At 45.9% G+C, this 16048-nt stretch carries 14 protein-coding genes; all 14 read left to right on the top strand.

Annotated features, from left to right (window positions below; all coding sequences use genetic code 11):
* The first annotated feature begins 6 nt into the window (after positions 1 to 6).
* The 14 genes from NDI45_RS24325 (at position 7) to NDI45_RS24390 (ending at position 16033) form a co-directional block, all read left to right on the top strand.
* Positions 7 to 1056: a glycosyltransferase family A protein gene (locus tag NDI45_RS24325; RefSeq protein ID WP_348249210.1), complete on the top strand. Its 1050-nt coding sequence runs from the start codon at positions 7 to 9 to the stop codon at positions 1054 to 1056.
* Positions 1046 to 2455 carry a glycosyltransferase family 4 protein gene (locus NDI45_RS24330; RefSeq protein WP_348249211.1) on the top strand — a complete coding sequence of 470 codons (1410 nt, stop codon included), beginning with the start codon at positions 1046 to 1048 and terminating at the stop codon, positions 2453 to 2455. Before NDI45_RS24325 ends, NDI45_RS24330 begins: the two co-directional genes overlap by 11 nt.
* A gap of 58 nt (positions 2456 to 2513) precedes the next feature.
* Positions 2514 to 4037: a glycosyltransferase family 39 protein gene (locus NDI45_RS24335; RefSeq protein ID WP_348249212.1), complete on the top strand. Its 1524-nt coding sequence runs from the start codon at positions 2514 to 2516 to the stop codon at positions 4035 to 4037.
* A gap of 33 nt (positions 4038 to 4070) precedes the next feature.
* Positions 4071 to 5105 carry a glycosyltransferase gene (locus NDI45_RS24340; protein ID WP_348249213.1) on the top strand — a complete coding sequence of 345 codons (1035 nt, stop codon included), beginning with the start codon at positions 4071 to 4073 and terminating at the stop codon, positions 5103 to 5105.
* A gap of 86 nt (positions 5106 to 5191) precedes the next feature.
* Complete coding sequence (locus NDI45_RS24345; RefSeq protein WP_348249214.1) at positions 5192 to 6136, top strand: glycosyltransferase family 2 protein; 945 nt, start codon at positions 5192 to 5194, stop codon at positions 6134 to 6136.
* A 9-nt stretch (positions 6137 to 6145) separates the two neighbouring features.
* A complete protein-coding gene (locus tag NDI45_RS24350; protein WP_190794934.1) occupies positions 6146 to 6907 on the top strand; it encodes a methyltransferase domain-containing protein in 762 nt (253 codons plus the stop codon).
* Positions 6904 to 7941: a polysaccharide deacetylase family protein gene (locus NDI45_RS24355; protein ID WP_348249215.1), complete on the top strand. Its 1038-nt coding sequence runs from the start codon at positions 6904 to 6906 to the stop codon at positions 7939 to 7941. Before NDI45_RS24350 ends, NDI45_RS24355 begins: the two co-directional genes overlap by 4 nt.
* Complete coding sequence (locus NDI45_RS24360; protein WP_348249216.1) at positions 7934 to 9004, top strand: glycosyltransferase family 2 protein; 1071 nt, start codon at positions 7934 to 7936, stop codon at positions 9002 to 9004. Before NDI45_RS24355 ends, NDI45_RS24360 begins: the two co-directional genes overlap by 8 nt.
* Positions 9005 to 9083: 79 nt before the next feature.
* Positions 9084 to 10025, top strand: a complete 942-nt coding sequence (locus tag NDI45_RS24365) for an NAD-dependent epimerase/dehydratase family protein (protein ID WP_348249217.1) — start codon at positions 9084 to 9086, stop codon at positions 10023 to 10025.
* 14 nt (positions 10026 to 10039) lie between these two features.
* Positions 10040 to 11884 carry a heterocyst formation ABC transporter subunit HepA gene (gene hepA, locus NDI45_RS24370; protein WP_348249218.1) on the top strand — a complete coding sequence of 615 codons (1845 nt, stop codon included), beginning with the start codon at positions 10040 to 10042 and terminating at the stop codon, positions 11882 to 11884.
* Between the two features lie 11 nt (positions 11885 to 11895).
* A complete protein-coding gene (locus NDI45_RS24375; protein WP_348249219.1) occupies positions 11896 to 12852 on the top strand; it encodes a glycosyltransferase in 957 nt (318 codons plus the stop codon).
* An 18-nt stretch (positions 12853 to 12870) separates the two neighbouring features.
* Positions 12871 to 14094 carry a glycosyltransferase family 4 protein gene (locus tag NDI45_RS24380; protein WP_348249220.1) on the top strand — a complete coding sequence of 408 codons (1224 nt, stop codon included), beginning with the start codon at positions 12871 to 12873 and terminating at the stop codon, positions 14092 to 14094.
* 46 nt (positions 14095 to 14140) lie between these two features.
* Entirely contained in the window at positions 14141 to 15037 is an 897-nt protein-coding gene (locus NDI45_RS24385; protein ID WP_348249221.1) for a glycosyltransferase family 2 protein, read from the top strand.
* Between the two features lie 30 nt (positions 15038 to 15067).
* Complete coding sequence (locus tag NDI45_RS24390) at positions 15068 to 16033, top strand: beta-1,6-N-acetylglucosaminyltransferase (protein WP_348249222.1); 966 nt, start codon at positions 15068 to 15070, stop codon at positions 16031 to 16033.
* Positions 16034 to 16048: the final 15 nt, after the last annotated feature.

Below are 16048 nucleotides of genomic sequence, written 5' to 3' on the forward strand. Positions count from 1 at the left end.
ATTAAGATGAATGAATTACCTCTTCATCAAGCAGTAATACGACCTGTTCAAAACGGACTATCGCGTCCATTGTGGTCCGTTATGATACCGACCTATAACTGCGCTAGCTACTTACGAGAAACGTTAAATAGTGTGCTTGCTCAAGACCCTGGACCTGAGCTAATGCAGATTGAAGTTGTTGATGATTGCTCAACTCAAGATGATCCAGCAGCGGTGGTTCAAGAACTAGGCAAAGGGCGAGTGCAGTTCTATCAGCAGCTTGAGAATGTTGGTTATATCAAGAATTTTGAAACGTGCTTGCAGCGATCGCGGGGTTGTCTAATTCATCTGCTCCATGGAGATGATGCTATCCTCGATGGCTTTTATCCAAAAATGCAATTGCTGTTTGAGCAATATTCGGAAATCGGAGCCGGATTCTGCCGTCAGATTTTGATGGATGAGTGCGGGCACTGGAAGTATTTTTCCATTGTGGAGCAAACTGAGCGAGGGATATTGTCGAACTGGTTAGAACGGATTGCGACAGAGTTAACCCTACAGCCTCCTGCAATGGTCGTTCGACGTGAGGTTTACGAGCAGCTCGGTGGCTTTGATTCACGGATGTTGAGCTGTGGCGAAGACTGGGAAATGTGGTGTCGGATTGCAGCCTATTATCCCGTGGGGTATGAACCAGAGCCGTTGGCTTTGTACCGCGATCGATCCAATTCCTTAACCAAGCGATCGGTTTTGAGTGGGCAAAATATCCGGGATGTCCGCAACGCGACTGCCATTATTCACGCCTATCTACCTGAATCTGTTGCAGATTCGGTGACGCGATCTGCCCTCAAGAATTGGGCACTCTGGGCAGTCTCATTTGCTCAACAAATGGCTACCAAAGGAAATACAAGAGCTGCGCTGATTCAGCTTCGAGAAGCGTTAATCTGTAGCCGCTCCTGGCAAATAATCAAAGCTGGAGTTCGACTGATACTCAAGGTGATTCAGCAGCAGTTTTTGCAGGAATGGCGTGCCCTGCGATTACCTCATAAATTAAGGGAGGTGCAGTGTCAAGATGGTCATTGAACAGCAGACTCAAATTGAAGTGACGATTGCAGAAAGACAGCCTCAATTTAGCATTGCGCTGCTGCCCTGGGGCGACCTGTGGGATGACTTTTTAGAGAGCATCGACGTTACCCTCGAAGCTTTCTGTACCGATGGTCCGGGGGGATGGCTGCTAGGCTACATCGAGGCTCTGCGACTCGTGGGCATCCGCACTGTCCTAATTTTGGTCTCTGCACAAGTGACTGAGCCGCTGCGACTTCAGCATATTTCAACGGGTACAACCATTAGCGTTTTGCCTGCACCGAAAACTTATCAAGCGATTCGTCGTCAGATGGTGAACCCTAATCCCTACTTGGCGAAAAGCTTTGAGGAAATGGCAGGGAACGTCAAAGGAAACCGTCGCCGCTTCTTAAAAGGGTTGAATCTGGTAGCTCCCTATCTGGCAACTCCTCTCAGGGGCGTATTTCAGGAGATTCGTCGTCACGGATGTCGTGCCATTTTATGTCAGGATTATGAATCGCCGCGCTTCGATGTCTGCACTCTGCTAGGTAAATGGATGAGATTGCCTGTTTTCGGCAGTTTTCAGAGTGGCTGCTTCGAGCTAAACCGGATCGGACGATCGCTACGACCTTTCACTATCAATGCTTGCGATGGACTGCTGATCGCACCTCAAACCGAGATTCAACGAGTGAGCGATCGCTACCATTTGCCCTGCCACAAAGTCGCTCAAATCTTTAACCCGATCGATTTAAAACAGTGGACTGCAATGAGCCGAGATGAGGCGAGAGCTGCTCTAGGGCTGCCGCTTGAAGCGCAGGTAGTCGTCTGGCACGGGCGGATTGAGATGAGCACCAAACGGCTAGATATTCTGCTGGATGCCTGGGCAAACATTTGTGCAGAGCGACCCAAACAGGAACTACGGCTGCTTCTCCTGGGAACGGGGCAGGATGCCGACGTGTTGCAGCAGCGAATTGATGCACTTCCAATCCAAAATGTGACCTGGATAAATCAGTACATCACAGACCGCAGTGAAATTCGTCGTGTGCTTTCTGCTGGGGATGTGTATGCCTTTCCATCAGTGTTTGAAGGGTTTCCGGTTGCCCCGATCGAGGCGATGGCTTGCGGATTGCCTTTGGTTGCAGCGGCAGCATCCGGGGTGCCCGACATCCTGAACCAGGGAGAAGCATCCGGGGGCTTGCTGGTACCCTGCGGCGACGTGGTCGCGTTTCAATCTGCGCTCGATCGCCTACTCGATCAACCGGGCTGGGCATCTGAGCTAGGCAAACTCGCCCGTCGTCGTGTCGAAGCAGCTTTTTCCCTGGAAGCAGTCGGTCAACAGTTTCTCAAGTTCTTCTCAACGCAGCAGTTATTCAGCGGAGAACGCTGTAAAGAACGCTGTATTGAAAGATTAGGGGAATGAAATTGGATCTATGAAGATAAGGATTTCTCGAACTCAGCTCTTACTTGCTGCCATTATTATGGGTGCTGCAACTTTGCGTCTTCAGTTAATTGATCAGCCGTTTGTTGATCAGTATGGCTGGCGAGAAACCAGCACTGCCATGATGGCAGACAATTTCTGGCGGAGAAACTGGAATATCTTATATCCAGAAATTAGCTGGAATGGACCTGGACCAAGCTACAACGGGCGAGAATTTCAAACGGTCAGCTATATTGCAGCACTGCTCTACAGCATGGTAGGTCAACATAACTGGGTTGGACGATCTGTTGCGGTTTTATTCGGCTTATGGGGAATCTTTGCTCTCTATCAGTTGACACGCCAAGTGTGGGATCAAAAGCACGGCTTAATGGCAGCCGCCGTAATGGCGCTGATTCCTGGCAGCATTTTTACCGACCGAGAATTCCTACCCGATCCAGCTATGGTTGCTCTTATCACCACAGGATGCTGGCTTCTAGTTCGCTACTGTAAGCATGAACGTTTTTTTGACCTCTGGCTTGCGATCGTTATTAGTGCCTGGGGCTTCCTAACTAAGCTGACTGGGTTGGTCGTTGGAATTCCGATGCTCTATGCAAGCTTCACGATCCTGAGACAGAAGCAGCGTCTGAATTACAGAATGGTTGTAACGAGCGCGATTGCAGCTTTGCTAACGCTTATTCCCGTGGTTGCCTATTACTTATGGGCAAGATATCTTTATCTGAATTACCCGCCTCATCACTTTGCGGGTGCAGGAAGCTGGCTCTGGGATCAGGGCTTTATGACCTGGATTAACGAGAGATACTACCTGCCAAAACTGTATCGCCATTTCGATGGCTGGATCTGGACAAAACCTGTACTGGGTCTTGTTTGTCTAGGGTTGGTGTTACCTCCCCCTCAGCAGCTTTCAAATTCAAACCCTGATCCAGAAGCTTTCTGGGGCAAGGCTCCCTGGTTTTTTCATTGGTGGATTGTTGGGGTTGGAGTCTACTACTTTATTGGGTGTAAACATCTTGTTGACCAGCCCTACAATTTTCATTTGGCGAATCCGGCAGCAGCAGCTCTTTCAGGGCACGCAATTTTGTCGATCGCCTCTCTGTTCCGGCGACGCTCACAAACTCCTGTCGTGCTGGCTTGCATACTCACTATTCTGCTGGTCATCGGTCTGTTTGGCCATAGACGATTGCCTTCCGTGTATCGCCCTGTTCTAGAGCCTAGCTACAGGCTGGGGATCGAATTGCAGAAGTTAGCTGAGCCTGATGATCTCGTAGTTAGCATTGCCGATGAAATTGGTAATCCTGTAATGATCTATTACAGTCATAGGCGGGGATGGATTTTTCCACCTGCATGGTCAGAAATTCCCTGGTGGGATGACTTAGCCGCAGGACAAGATCAGGATTTAATTTCATTATTGGAGGAACTGCATAACCAGGGATCGGACTGGATTGGTATCGTGACTTCTCAGTATGAAAAGCTGCGAGCCAGTAACTCTAAATTTATTGAGTATATCGAACAGAATTTTGAATTGAAGTACAGCGGTGACGCAGGGTTAATCTATCGCATTTCTTGATTAATTGCAGCTTTATTAAATTTGTATCGACCTATGAGCGAGAATCATTTGTATCGTGCAGCCATTCCAAAGATACCTAAGGCAGTTCAGCCGCTCTGGTCAGTGATGATCCCGACCTACAACTGCGCTGAGTATTTGCGTGAAACCTTAGCGAGTGTGCTGATGCAGGACCCTGGTGTAGAAATGATGCAAATCGAAGTGATTGATGATGGCTCAACCCGAGACGATCCGGCTGCTGTAGTTGAAGAAGTGGGACAAGGTCGGGTTGAATTTTACCGCCAGCCACAGAATGTGGGGCATATCAAAAACTTCCAAACCTGCTTAGAGCGCGCTAGAGGAAAATTGATTCACCTGCTACACGGCGACGATCGCGTCCGTATTGGGTTCTATCACAAGTTGCAAAGTGCCTTTGAGCAGCGACCCGACATTGGGGCTGCTTTTTGTCGCCACATCATGATGGACGAACGGGGGCACTGGCAGTACCTTTCTGAGCTGGAGCAATCTGAAAGCGGAATCCTGGATCGTTGGCTGGAGCGTATTGCAGTTAAGCAGCGAATTCAAACACCCGCGATCGTGGTGCAGCGGGATGTCTACGAGCATCTGGGCGGCTTTGACAGTCGTCTGTCCTGGAGCGAAGACTGGGAAATGTGGGTGCGAATTGCGGCACATTATCCGATCTGGTATGAACCCGAACCTTTAGCCCTTTACCGGATGCACTCAAACTCCAGCACCGAACGCAATACCCGAACTGGTGAAAATATGAGAGATATCCGTCGGGCAATCGCGATTTTTCAATCCTACCTACCTATAGCAAATTCAGATTGGCTGGCTGCAAAAGCAAGAGAAAACTGGGCACTGGATGCACTTTACCATACTGTTCCCAAGCTCATCGGCTCACGGGATTTTCAGGCAGCAGTGACGCAAATTCGTGAATCTTTAAATTGTAGCCATTCTCTAACTGTCTATCGAAAGGTAATTCCTCTAGTTCTGCGGCTGGGCAAATATTGGCTGAAAGATAGAGTAGTTTCGCGATCGCAATTCTATAAAGTAGGGCACGAAACTTCCTAACTGTTTAACGGGATCAATTGCTGTTTCACTCGTCCGGAATCAATGCACAAGGAACATCGATAAAAAAGATAGATAGAAAGACAGCTATGAGCAGTCAACCGCTAGTTTCCAGTATCATCATCTTCTTCAACGCGGAGAAGTTTTTTGCAGAGGCGATCGAAAGCGTCCTGACCCAGACTTATGGTAACTGGGAACTTCTGTTGGCGGATGATGGCTCTACCGATGGCAGTACGGCGATCGCTCTAAATTATGCTCGGCAGTTTCCTGAAAAGATTCGCTATCTAGAACACGAAGGACATCAAAACCGGGGGATGAGCGCGACTCGCAATCTAGGAATCCGTTATGCTAAAGGCGAATACATTGCGTTTCTTGATGCCGATGATGTTTGGCTGCCGCACAAGCTAGAGCAGCAGATCAAGGTCATGCAGCTTTATCCGGAGGCAGGAATGGTTTATGGCAAAAGTATTTACTGGCAAAGCTGGACTGGCAATTCTGAGGACCGTGAGCGAGACGCGATTCCTGAGACTTATGCCGCAGCGAATCGGCTCTATTACCCACCAGAACTATTAACCCTGTCCTACCCCCTAGGAAGGACGACTCCTCCTCCTCCTACTGATATCATGCTGCGACGCAATGTGGTCGAATATCTGGGAGGTTTTGAGGAAGGATTTCAAAAAATGTATCAGCTCTACGAAGACCAAGCATTTTTCACCAAACTGTATCTTCATTTTCCAGTTTTTGTCGCTGACGAATGTTGGGATCAATATCGGCTTCATCCCGATTCCTGTGGTTCTATTGTGAATCAAGCCGGTCAGTATCATCAGGTGCGTTCTTATTTCCTGAACTGGTTAGAGGGATATTTCAGAAAACAGGGCATCACGGATTCTCAAATTTGGGAAGCGTTCAACAAAGCAATCTTCCCTTACCGCCATCCTGTTCTATCCAAATTAAAAAATCTATCTTCTCGCACTCAGGGTGCAATCAAAAAGTTCAGTAAGTTAATGCCGCAAGCAGCATTCCGCCTCCTATAAGACTGGTCTATGAATCCAGCGCTATTAAAACAACTCTCTCAACGGGTATTGCCTCAGCCCGTTCACTCATGGTTGAAGCAGCAGTGGCATACCTACAGGCACAGCCCCCCTTTAGGCATGGCTCGCTGGGGGAACTTACGCCGTTTAAAGCCAATCAGCTCAAACTGGGGATTAGATCGCGGGCTGCCTATCGATCGCTACTACATCGAGAACTTCATGACTCGTCATTCTGAGGATATTCGGGGACGAGTATTGGCGATCGGGGATCACTTTTACACGCGCAAATATGGCGGGGATCGCGTCACGCAAAGCGATGTTCTGCATGTGGAAGAAGGAAATGCTGAGGCAACGATCGTGGGTGACTTAACAGACGCACCGCACATTCCCTCGGATAGTTTCGATTGCCTTATTCTGACGCAAACCCTCCAGCTCATTTACGAAGTGCGGCTGGCGCTGAAGACCGCTTACCGAGTTTTAAAGCCCGGTGGCGTTTTGCTCGTAACCATTCCTGGAATAACGCCGCTAAATGACCATGAGTGGAACAAATGCTGGTGTTGGAGCTTCACTCCGCTATCGGCACAGCGGCTCTTTGAAGAGCTTTTTCCTACCGAAAACGTTGAGGTTGAGAGCTTCGGGAATGTCTTAATTGCCACTGCATTTCTACAGGGCCTGGCAACTCAGGAGGTTCACACTGACGAACTAGATTACTGTGATCCTGGCTACCCAGTCACGATTACGATTCGGGCAGTCAAACCTGAGGTGCTGTCATGAACCGCTTGAAAGTGAGTCGCTTAAATCGTGCTGTTAAAAAGCTCCAGAAGCGTTTGACCCGACAGAAAGCCCTGATTCTGATGTATCACCGTATCTCTGAGGTCAATGTCGATCCCTGGAGTCTCTGCGTCACGCCGCAACACTTTTCCGAGCAGTTAGAAGTATTGCAGCACCAAGCTCACCCTATGAGTCTGCAAACGCTGGTCCAGCTGTATCAGAAGGGAAATTTGCCGCAAAGAGCAGTGGCTTTAACGTTTGATGATGGCTATGCCGACAACCTGTATGACGCGAAGCCCTTACTGGAACGGTATGGCATTCCAGTCACGGTTTTTGTAACCGCAGGATATGTGGGGTGCGAGCAGGAATTTTGGTGGGATGAGTTAGAGCAGCTCTTGCTCCAGCCCGGACAACTACCGGAAATGCTTTTGCTCGATATTAACGGTCACTCCTGTTGCTGGGAACTGGGTGCAGCCGCATCCTATCGCGTAGAAGAGGCTGAACGTGCTCGCCATCAACCTGCCTGGAAGTCTCAACCCGGCTCACGATTGTTTTTTTATTACACGATCTGGCAACAGTTACTTCCGCTTGCTGAAGTCGATCGCCGGACCTTACTAGATCAAATTCGGGCATGGGCACAAACAAAACCAACGCCGCGCCCCACGCATCGCCCTCTCTCTCAAACTGAATTGATGGAATTAGCGCACAGCAGCCTGATTGAAGTCGGCGCTCATACGTTGACCCATCCCTTTTTGTCTGCTCAGTCGATAAATCACCAGCAGCTTGAGATTCAGCAAAGTAAGGCAAGGTTAGAAGCGCTCCTCAATCGTCCTGTAATGAGCTTTTCCTATCCATTCGGAAACTACGCTCCAGAAACCGTGACGATTGCTCAGGAAGCAGGCTTTGAGTGTGCCTGTTCTACCGCCGCAGATTTCGTCTGGCAGGGGAGCGATCGCTTTGAATTACCTCGAATCGCGGTGGAAAACTGGAACGGCGAAGAATTTAAGCAGCAGTTAGAGAGGTGGTTTAATGACTAAAACAATAAATCAATCGTCCAACCAATCATCCATCCAATCATTTGATCAAAAACCTTTAGTTTCCTGCATCATTATCTTCTGGAATGCGAAAAAGGAGAACTTTTTTGAGGAAGCGATTGAGAGTATCCTGGCGCAGACCTATGACAATTGGGAACTGATTCTGGCAGACGATGGCTCAACCGATGAGAGTACGGCGATCGCTCAGCACTATGCCCAGCAATATCCAGACAAAATTTTCTATGTTGAACATAATGGACATAAAAACCGCGGCATGAGTGCAACGCGAAACCTGGGGATTCGCCATTCCAGGGGAGAATACATTGCGTTTCTGGATTCGGATGATGTCTGGTTGCCCCACAAGCTAGAAGAGCAAGTTCCACTTCTGGAAGCTCATCCTGAGGCTGCAATGCTCTATGGCAGAACGCAGTACTGGTTTAGCTGGATGGAAAACAATCCCTGTATCTGGCAGCTCAACCCGGACGAGGAGCTCGGTGATTTTTTAACCTTGACGAGTAAACAATTTGACACGCTCGTTGAACCCCCAGAACAGATCGTCCTGTTTCTGGAAAACCGTCATATTTATCCCTGTACATGTAGTATTTTAATTCGTCGCACCACCTTTGATGAGTTTAGCGGTTTTGAAGAAAATTTTCGCAATGCGCTCGAAGACATTGTATTTCACTCGAAAGTTTTTCTAAAGAGACCCGTTTATGTGTCCAGCCAATGCTGGGATCGGTATCGGTACCATCCAGAAAGTTACTGGCGAACTGCTGTGAAGCAGAAAGAAGGCGAGAAAATCCATCACATTGCCCGGTTAAATTATCTACTCTGGCTAAAATCATATCTGCATGAACAGGATATTCAATATCCGAAAGTTTGGAGGGCGCTCAAGAAGGAACTATGGGCACATCAGCATCCTACACTCCATCGGCAGCTAGAGCGGATCCGGCATCCTGTACAGACAACAAAGAATCTATTGAAGAAGGTCGAAAAAAGGTTAGTTCCTCTTGCTAAAGCAAGACAGGTTTCCAGCCTGGCAAACTTTCAGCCGACAAAGGAATAACCGTGGAGGCGCTTTGAGAGGCAACGGGTGATACAGCGATCGATTTAATAGCCCTTTCGTTAAATGGAAGTGACCTCTGATGCACTTTGTCATTATGGGTGGAGCAGGTTTTATTGGTTCTCACGTTACAGAACAGCTTCTGACAGAAGGGCATGCCGTTACAGTGGTGGATAATCTGCTTACGGGCAATCTATACAATCTTCCTTGTCATCCCCAACTCCGATTTCTGCAGCGGGATCTCTTTGCCTGTCAACCCCATGACTTTATCAAGCCGATCGACGGTATTGTACATCTTGCTGCCACCCCATCAGTCACACAATCCTGGTTAAACCCGTTGGACGTTCATCGCAATAATCTGTCTACGACTGTTGCACTCATTCAACTCTGTGAGGCTTTAAAGATTTCCCGACTCGTGTTTGCTAGTTCAGCGGCTGTATATGGAACCAATATTCAACTGCCAATCTCCGAGGAGCAGGAAGCCAATCCTATTTCGCCTTATGGCCTACAAAAATTAGTCAGTGAATATTACATTAACCTTTTTGCCAAGCAGTTCAATCTATCCTGTATTTCGCTGCGCTTGTTTAATGTATTTGGTCCGCGTCAGGTTCCTGATTCTCCTTACTCTGGCGTAATTTCCATTTTTACAGAGGCAATGCGGCAAGGCACACCGATTACAATCTATGGAGATGGACAGCAAACCCGTGATTTTATTTATGTTAAAGATGTTGCTCGTGCCTTTGTTCAGGCTTTAACCGTTCCTTTGCCGGCTGGATCAACCTTGAGCTGTAACGTAGGAACTGGTCAAAAGACTTCTCTCATCGAGTTGATTCATATTCTTAAAGACTATTTTCCTAACTGGAAGCCAAATATTCACTTTGCTGATGTCCGCCCTGGAGACATTCAGCATTCTCAAGCAAACATCTCCAGAATTATGGCGCTTCTAGAGTTTACCCCCCGCTGGTCGGTTCAATCAGGTCTTCGCATTTTAGCTGAATCTATTGCTCACATTGTCTCTTACTAATTGCAGGGATACCAATGCGATCTCATCTTCTACTCATGATTCTTAAGCAGTTAAAAGCTGCAAGATTTTGGACTGACAACTATCTGATCTTGAGAGAGTTTAAGCACTTCAAGAGAACTGCAATTTTAGCGATCGCCTTCACTTTGTTTGGTGCCCTATTTGATGGATTTGGCATCGGTTTTCTGGTGACGTTCCTGCAAAATTTAACTGATCCGAATGCTGAACCAATTCGCACCGGAGTTCAATGGTTTGACCTTCATTTTTTGGGAGTCAACCGTCCACCGCTTGAGCGGTTTAACCGTATTGCAGCTCTAATTTTATTAACAACCTGGCTGCGGGTTAGCTGCAACTATCTAGCCTATGTGTTTACAGAACTCACCCAGCAGCAGCTTCTCGATCGCCTTCGCAAGCGAGTTTTTGAGCAGCTTCAAGCATTTAGCCTGAGTTACTTTTCTAAAAATCGTTCAGGAGAACTCATTAATACCATTACAACTGAGATTGAACGGCTAAAGCAGGCATTCAGTGCGTTTTCGTTTCTGCTCGCGACATCGCTCACAATTTTAGTTTATGCGACTTCCCTATTTTTGCTGTCCTGGCAACTCACACTGCTAGCTGTAATGCTATTTACGCTGTTAACAGTAGGTTTAGCAACGCTGAATAAAAAAGTGCGAGAATCCAGTTTTGATACGACCAGGGCCAGCGGACAGTTTACTTCAATAGCCCTTGAATTTTTAAATGGCATTCGTACAGTTCAAGCGTTTGCAACGCAAGATTTTGAGCGACGTCGTTTTTATCAAGCCAGCTCTAATATCGTTAAATCCTATAAAAAGACAATTCTGTTTTGGGGTCTGGTCAAACCCTTAGCAGATGGATTGGCAACTACAGTTTTAGTTGGACTGCTTGTATTAGCGTTTGCTGTATTCGTGAACCGAAACCTGATCGAAGTTGCTTCGCTGCTTACGTTCTTTTTCGTTCTGTTCCGTCTTGTGCCTCTATTGCAATCAATCAATAATGTGAGGGCACAACTTAGCAGCTTGGCTGGATCTGTAGAAAACGTCAAGGCGTTTTTAAAGTCGGATGATAAGCCTTACTTTCACAATGGGGATCGAGTCTTTTCAGGCTTAGAAAATGCTATAAAATTCGTCTCTGTCGATTTTGGCTACGATCCTGCTCGCCTCGTTCTACGCGATATTAACCTTACTGTCGAGCAAAACAAAATGACTGCGCTAGTTGGTAGTTCAGGTGCAGGTAAGACAACGCTGGTAGACTTAATTCCCCGTTTCTTCGATCCAGCTCAAGGTATGATTTTAATCGATGGCGTAGATTTATCTGAGTTTGAAATTGGCTCAGTCCGGCGCAGAATGGCGATCGTTAGTCAGGATACCTTCATCTTCAATACATCGGTCTACAATAATATCGCCTATGGATTAGATGGGGTAAGTGAGTCAGAAGTCATCAAGGCAGCACAGTTAGCAAATGCTTTAGAGTTTATCAAAGAGATGCCTGAAGGATTTGAAACTGCTTTGGGCGATCGGGGTGTTCGATTATCAGGAGGTCAACGTCAGCGGATTGCGATCGCCCGTGCTCTGCTGCGTAATCCCGAAATCCTGATTTTGGATGAAGCAACTAGTGCCCTAGATTCTGTGTCCGAGCGGTTAATTCAAGAGTCTTTAGAAGAGCTAGCAACGGGTCGAACGGTAATTGCGATCGCTCACCGTTTATCGACAATTATGCGAGCTGACAAAGTGGTTGTCTTGGAGGCAGGGCGAATTGTTGAAGAGGGCAGCTATGAAGAGCTCCTCGATCGACGAGGCAGGCTGTGGCACTATCACCAGGTTCAACATTCTATGCAGCTATAATTCCAAAATCTATGAACACTACTCAACCCCTAGTCAGCGTTCTTATCACAAACTATAACTATGCTTCTTACTTAGGAGAAGCAATAGATAGTGCTTTAAACCAAACTTATCCCAATCTGGAAGTCATTGTTGTTGATGACGGCTCGACTGATCGTTCAAGAGAAATAATTGCTAGCTATCAAGACAGAATCATTCCTGTATTGCAGGAGAACCATGGACAGGCAGCGGCAGTCAATGCAGGTTTTGCGACGTCTAAAGGAGAAATCATTTGTTTTCTTGATGCAGATGACGTTTGGTTACCGACAAAAGTAGAAGAAGTCGTCAAAGCGATCGTTAGTGCTTCAAATGCGGCAGTCGTGTATCACAAGATTCAAAATATTGATAAAGAAGGCAGTCTGATGGGTCTGCCCTGGCCCCCCCATCCGGTGATTAGAGGCGATATTTCCCATAAGGTTGCTCAAACCGGAGGATGGTGGCCGTGGCCCCCTTCAACTGCGCTGAGCTTTACTCGAACATTTTTGACGCAGGTTCTGGATATTCCAGAGCAGGAATATCGTTTTTTTGCGGACGCTTATCCCGCTGACCTGGCTCCCTTTTTTGGAAATATTGTCGGGTTGAACCAAGTCCTGTCATATTTTCGCTTACACGGGGCAAATAACTGGAGTAATTCAGCGAGGCGCGATGAGCGAAATTTAACAGAGCTGGAAGTTAGAACTAAGATACTCAATTCAGTTTTACTGCATAAAGGAATTAATGCGACCGTTTGCCTTGAGCACCATTTACCTTACCAGGAAATTAGCTACAGACTAGGAAAAAGGCAGGATTTAGTGTTATTGAGTCAGTTAATGCTTCAGAATCCGTGGGAGCCACGATTGCACTCCAGACTAAAAGCGATCGCAATGCTTTGGATGAATCATTCTATGCTGCTGTCCAGGCAAATACGGTCTGGAGAAGCTCTGACACGATAAGGAGAGGCAGGACTTCAAATGCAGATTAAGACCAATATCGTTAAGCCTGATTTAAATCAAAAGCCTATCAAGGTTTTCCTTGCCTGTTCAGGGTTGGGCAATATCAGGCGTGGCTATGAGACGGAAGCTAGAGCCTGCTTTGATACTTTTCAGCAAATTGATTCGATTGATCTCTGGCTCTTTAAAGGAGCAGGAAAATCTGCCAAACATGAAATTCCGCTATGGAATTTGCCGCGCCAGAAGCCACTTAACAAGCAAATTAGCAAAGTAATCGCCTGGTTAACAAAAAAAGATCCAAGTTCTTACTTTACAGAGCAACTATCTTTTTGTATCAGTTTACTGCCTTACATCTATTGGGAAAAACCAGATGTAATCTATTTCAGCGATGAGAGTATTGGCGATTTGCTATGGCATTGGCGGAAATTAACTAAAACGAACTACAAGCTTCTTTTTAAGAACGGTGGACCTACATCGAACTGGCACAATATTGTGCGCTGGGACTACGTGCAGCAGATCGCTCCGGTTCACTTCCAGTCTGCTCTAAATATTGGATTGTCTCCAGATAGACAAACTTTACTGCCTCCAGGTTTTGATTTGCCGTCTCGTTTAACAACGTTAGAAGCGCACGAACGAGATGCTTTACGATGTAAGCTCAATTTGCCTGAGAAGCGTCCTATAGTTCTTTCAGTCGCCGCGATCGATCAATCACGTAAGCGAATTGATTACATCATTCGAGAACTTGCTGCTCTACCGGAACCTCGTCCTTATTTTCTTTGCTTAGGGCAGCAGACCGAGGAAACACCGGAAATTATTTCCCTTGCTAAAAAGCTATTGGGAGAAGAAAATTTTCAATTTAGAACGGTTCCCCACAGTGAAGTTAGTGGATACTACAAAGTCAGCAATGTTTTCGTCCTGGCTTCCCTAATTGAGGGATTCGGGCTAGTTTTTGTAGAAGCACTGTCTCATGGGCTACCCTGCATCGCTCATAACTATGAAGTTGCCTCTTTTGTTCTGGGTCAAGAAGGTTATCTTGGGGACTTTACCCAATCAGGTAGTTTAACCCGTTTGATTGCTCAAGTTTTAGTGGAGCCTGACCATTTATCTAAGCGCTTTAACCGCCATCAAACGGCATACAAAAATTTTAGCTGGGAAGTATTAATTCCTTCTTATACAGAACTTTTTTATCGCTGTAAAGAATCTCTACCTTCATACCAGAAATCTATTTTTGAAGCCCCTAATTAGATATGTTGAATCAGCCTGATGTGGAATAACTATCCAAGGAGGACAGATGCTAGAACTTAACCAGCCCGAAACTTCAGATAGAGAAATTAGCGCAATAAAAATCAGCTTGTGCATTTGCACAATGAATCGACCTGATGAGTTGAGCAACTGCCTCAGAAGTGTCTTTGAAAGCACAGAGCTGCCCGATGAAATTATCGTGAGTGACGATAGTCTGAATGGTAAACCAACTCAAACTGTTACAAGCGAGTATTCTACTGTCATTTATCAGGAAGGTCCTCATCGTGGCTTGGGCCCTAATCGCAACGCTTGTATTCGTAGAGCAACAGGGACTCATATAATCTTCATTGACGATGATGTATGTGTACCGCCCGATTTTTTTACACTAGCGCGACAGGGTAGTGCTGGGCCTGACGCTAAAAGGATCATTACCGGTTATGAGATGAAGCATGTGCAGGGTAAGGTTCATAAGGTTAGGCCTCACAACGCTGACTTTTGGGGGCTTCAACGATTGCCTATTAGTTATGGATGCCGTGCAGTTGTCATCAACTCAACCATTTTTCCCCGTGATGTATTCGAAAAAGCACTGTTTGATGAGCTTTTGCGCTACGGTTCGGAAGAGATAGACATGGCTCATCATGCTACTGCATTGGGATATCAAATTGTTTATCAAGACAATCTCTACGTTAATCACTATCCCTCGCCAATTAATCGAGAGCAATATCAGCGTTTTGTCCATGCTTCTCGACTATATGCAACAACAAAATCCTACTGGCAGTACGACCGATCGATCTTTAAAGCACTCGCTTATGTTGTGTTAGCTCCATTTCAGCTTATTGGCAGTGCGGCTAAGACAGGAAATCTAAAAAATATGTGGGGAGCTTGTCAATCAATTTCAACCGCTTATTCTTATATTTTCCGATACTTTAAAAATTCTCAGAAATAGTCTGAAGGAAAACTAATGTGCTAGAGGAATATGGCTAAAATTCTTTACTTGATTATTACATACACTAATCCAGAACAGGTTCTAAGGTTAGTAAAGGCAATTAAATCTGGGAGCCCTGAATCCCAAGTTGTGATCCATCATGATTATACGAATTCTAAATACTATTTATCTGCTTCGCTCTTTGAGCAATTTCAGGAAGTCTATGTTTTGAAAAACTATGTTCCAGTGCAGTGGGGGCACATTTCCTGGGTTCAGGCAGTGCTTTGTGGAATAAGTTGGGCAATAGAGAATTATTTAAAGTTTGATTGGTTGGTCTTGCTGTCAGGACAGGACTATCCCATTCAGCCAATTCAAAAAACTGAAAAATTTTTAGAGGACACTCAGTATGATGGTTTCATAGAGCATTTTTTAGCAGAGGCTATACAAGAAAATCCGTCCCAATGCGGGCTACAGTGGAACAAAAATACAGGCATAGTACGATTTTTCTATCAATATTATCATCTGAAAAAATCACCTCGGGCTTTAAAGAGCATATCATTTCATCTAGATAGGCTTACTCAATGGCAGCCTTTTGTAAGGGCTGCTATCGTTCAGGACAGACTTTTGTGGGGGGTTCGCGCTTTGTCGTCACCCTTTGATAATAGATTTCGCTGTTATGTTGGATCTAATTGGTTTACCCTATCATTTTCGTGTATCCATTACGTCTATGATTACGCCCATCAGTATCCTGATTTTATTAGATATTATCAAAAAACGATTATTCCTGAAGAATCTTTCTTTCATACTATTCTTATGAATCAAAACAATTTTAAAATTTTGAATAATAACCAGCGTTACATTTCCTGGCAGGTTTCTCATCCTAATAGCCCAGCTATTTTGACAAGTCAGCATTTTAAGCAATTGATTACCTCTAACAAACACTTTGGTCGTAAATTTGATGTAGAAAAAGATAGGAAAATCCTAGATCTGCTCGATCGAGAAATCTTATTGAGTTAAGTTAATCTGTTGTAA

The organism is Leptolyngbya sp. GB1-A1 (assembly GCF_039962475.1).
Classification (GTDB): Bacteria; Cyanobacteriota; Cyanobacteriia; order Elainellales; family Elainellaceae; genus Leptolyngbya_A.